This is a genomic window from Paenibacillus sp. IHB B 3415, from assembly GCF_000802655.2.
In the GTDB taxonomy this organism is placed as follows: Bacteria; Bacillota; Bacilli; order Paenibacillales; family Paenibacillaceae; genus Paenibacillus_AQ; species Paenibacillus_AQ phytohabitans.
Map to the genome: position 1 here is coordinate 1 of NZ_JUEI01000163.1, position 3,112 is coordinate 3,112.

Sequence of the window (3,112 nt, forward strand, 5' to 3'; positions counted from 1 at the left end):
TAACCCGGGGAGGTACTTCTACTCTCTTACACAAACTTCTTGACGCTACCGCTTAGTCGCCTGGGAGAGCAGAAATGCTGCAGTTTATACAACAATTTCAGATTATGGCCGAGATATCGAGGGAAATGTTGTATTTGGTGCAGGATTTTTAAAAGCAGCCGCTTAAACCGGGAATTTACCGCAACTGCAGCAGCAACAGTAACAGCAACGGCAGTAACAACAGTCGCAGCAGCAACCACAACAGCAATCGCAACCGCAGCCACAACAGCAGCAACAGCAACCGCAGCAGCAGTAGTAGTATCAACAGTAGCTGAAGCCAACTATTCACTAGAGTAATAGCTATTCTTTATCTGTTATGTAGTCTCGCCGATCCATATAACACCAAAAGGCTCCAGTCCCAGGGGAGACCGAAGCCTTCTCAATATTTAAGGATTAACGCTGTACAGCTCTCAGGCGATAGGTGCAGCTTGCGTAATCGCCGCGCAGATCGGAAACGACCAGACCGATACGCATCAGGCGGTCGCCGCCGAGAGGGGTGCCGTCAAAGGCCGTTTGGAACGGAGTGGAGCTCTGCCCATCAGCAGATACAGAAGCTTCCCCGCCGCCGTGACCGTTTGTGGTAACACCGGCTGCGCCAGTCTCAATCACATAATCCAGCTCAGGATCGAGCCCCTTGAGCGTAAGACGCGAGATCGGTGCATTGGGCTTGGCCAGCACCCGGAAGTAGGCAACAAAGGCTTCCGTCTTATCTTCACTGACGAACATCCAGGCGGTATCACCGCTGCCCTCAAACGGACTCTGCAGACGGTACATATCGCCCTGCTGCACCAGCGTGCGGATCTCCTTGTACTGGGCAATCTGCCGGGCAGCCAGATCCCTCTCGGCTTCCGTGAACTTGGTAAGATCCATCTCATAGCCGAAGTTGCCGCTCATCGCTACATCCCCGCGGGTGGCAAGGGAGGTAATGCGGTCAACCTGATGGTTCGGTACTGCCGACACGTGAGCCCCCATGCTGCTGGCCGGATAGACAATACTAGTACCATATTGAATAGCCAGGCGTTCAATCGCATCGGTGTCGTCACTGGTCCAGGTCTGCGGCATGTAGAACAGCATTCCCGGATCGAACCGGCCGCCGCCGCCGGAGCAGCTCTCGAACAGGATATCGGGGAAGCGCGAGGTCAGGCGCTCCAGCAGGTTGTACAGGCCGAGCATATAGCGGTGGGCGGTTTCTTTTTGCCGCTCAGGGCTGGCGTTGGCAGAGGCAATCTCCGTCATGTTGCGGTTCATATCCCATTTGACATAGGTTATGGGTGCGCTGGAGAAGACTGCGCTGAGTGTCTCGTACAGATAATCGCATACTTCCGGGCGGGAGAGATCCAGAATAAGCTGGTTGCGGGCTTCTGTACGGCGGCGTCCTTCGGCATGCAGACACCAGTCCGGATGCTTCCGGTACAGGTCGCTGTCCGGGGAGACCATCTCCGGCTCAACCCAGAGCCCAAACTGCAGACCTTCCTTGTTGACTCTGCCGGCAAGATCGGCAAGACCTTCAGGCAGCTTGCGGCGGTCTTCGAACCAGTCGCCCAGCGAGCTGTTGTCTTTGTCGCGCTTGCCGAACCAGCCGTCGTCAAGTACGAACAGTTCAATCCCGAGCGGGCCTGCTTCCTTGGCGATCGCAGCGATTTTGTCGGCGTCGAAATCGAAATAGGTCGCTTCCCAGTTATTGACGAGAATCGGACGGGCCTGGTCGCGGTGAACGCCGCGGCACAGCCGGGTCCGGTACAGCCGGTGATAGGTGCGTGACATACCGCCGAGTCCTTCGCTGGAATAGACGAGTACAGCCTCCGGGGTCTGGAACGATTGGCCCGGTTCCAGCAGCCAGGAGAAGTCGAACGGGTTAATCCCGATGCTTACCCGGGTTTGTCCAAACTGTTCAACCTCTGCAGTTGCGGCGAAGCTGCCGCTGTAGACCAGATTGAAGCCGAATACATCACCCTGGTCTTCATCCGCGCCCGGACGGAGCAGGGCAAGAAACGGATTGGTCTGGTGGCTGCTTGAGCCGCGACGGCTCTCCAGCGACAAGGCTGCGCCCGGGGTAAGCGGACGGCGCTGAACATGGCGTTCTCTCGCCCATGCACCGCTCAGGTGCAGGGTATCGTAGGAGGAATCTGCGAAATCAACGGATGCGCTAAGCGCCTGTTCCAGCCGCAGCGGTGCCTCACCGTTATGCTCAAAGCGGACAGAACGGGTAATTGCACTATGGCCGGCGAAGACGGTATACATCAGCTTAACGGTCAGACCCGCGTAATCATCCTTCAGTGTAAGCTCCAGTGTCTGGGCTTCCGCTTCATTCTCCGCATAGACCGAAGGCAGCCCTTCAAGGGCCGGCTTGCCCGCTGTGATTGTGTAGCCGGCATATTGGAGTTCAGAGATCCGCGTGCCGTCAGCCAGCTGAACCTGATAGGCAGGCCGGCGGAAATCGCTTGTTCCATACTGCGGATATTCCTGGGGCAGAGCATCCAGAGAGAGGGTGGGCTTCTGCAGCAGCGGGGTTGGGGAGAAGGATGCGCGCTCGCGCAGCTCAAGCGCCCCGGTCAGGCTGTTGTCATGGCGGAGCCGTGCACCCCAGTATACATGGGCAGGATAGCCGTCCACCAGTTGGATAATATAGCTGGTATCTTTGGACTGAAGGTGGAACAGGCCTAACGTTTCATCTGCGATAATGTTCATATTCATAACTCTCCTTGTCGGATGTGATGCGGTCCGGTGATCCGGTCCGTTATTGCAGCTGCAATATATAGTTTCTGTTTACATAGATTCAGACTGCCGTTTAGTCAGTTGTTCCGCCGCTGGTCTCCCTGACGATCAGCTTCGTGCCGATAATCGTATGCGATGGCACTTCGCGTCCTTCGAACCGCTCGGCGAGCAGCTGGACAGCCGCTTTGCCCATCTGCTCGGGATAGGCGCGCACCGTTGTCAGCGGAGGCTGGACGTAGGCGGCCATCTCGATATCATCGAAGCCGACAATGGCCATCTCTGCAGGCACCTGCACGCCGTGGTCGTGCAGGGCGCGGAGGGCGCCGACCGCCAGCGGGTCACTGGCCGCGAAGCAGGC

The 3,112-nt window shown here is 57.3% G+C and carries 3 protein-coding genes; all 3 read right to left on the minus strand.

Features of this window, described 5'->3' with window-relative positions; genetic code table 11:
• Positions 1–26: 26 nt before the first annotated feature.
• Complete coding sequence (locus QW71_RS40770; protein WP_160311865.1) at positions 27–320, minus strand: hypothetical protein; 294 nt, start codon at positions 318–320, stop codon at positions 27–29.
• 112 nt (positions 321–432) lie between these two features.
• On the minus strand, positions 433–2,727 hold the full coding sequence (locus QW71_RS35805; RefSeq protein WP_039310711.1) for an alpha-galactosidase: 2,295 nt from the start codon (positions 2,725–2,727) through the stop codon (positions 433–435).
• A 100-nt stretch (positions 2,728–2,827) separates the two neighbouring features.
• Positions 2,828–3,112, minus strand: a 285-nt coding sequence (locus QW71_RS35810) for a substrate-binding domain-containing protein (RefSeq protein ID WP_039310714.1), incomplete at its 5' end; no start/stop codon positions are given.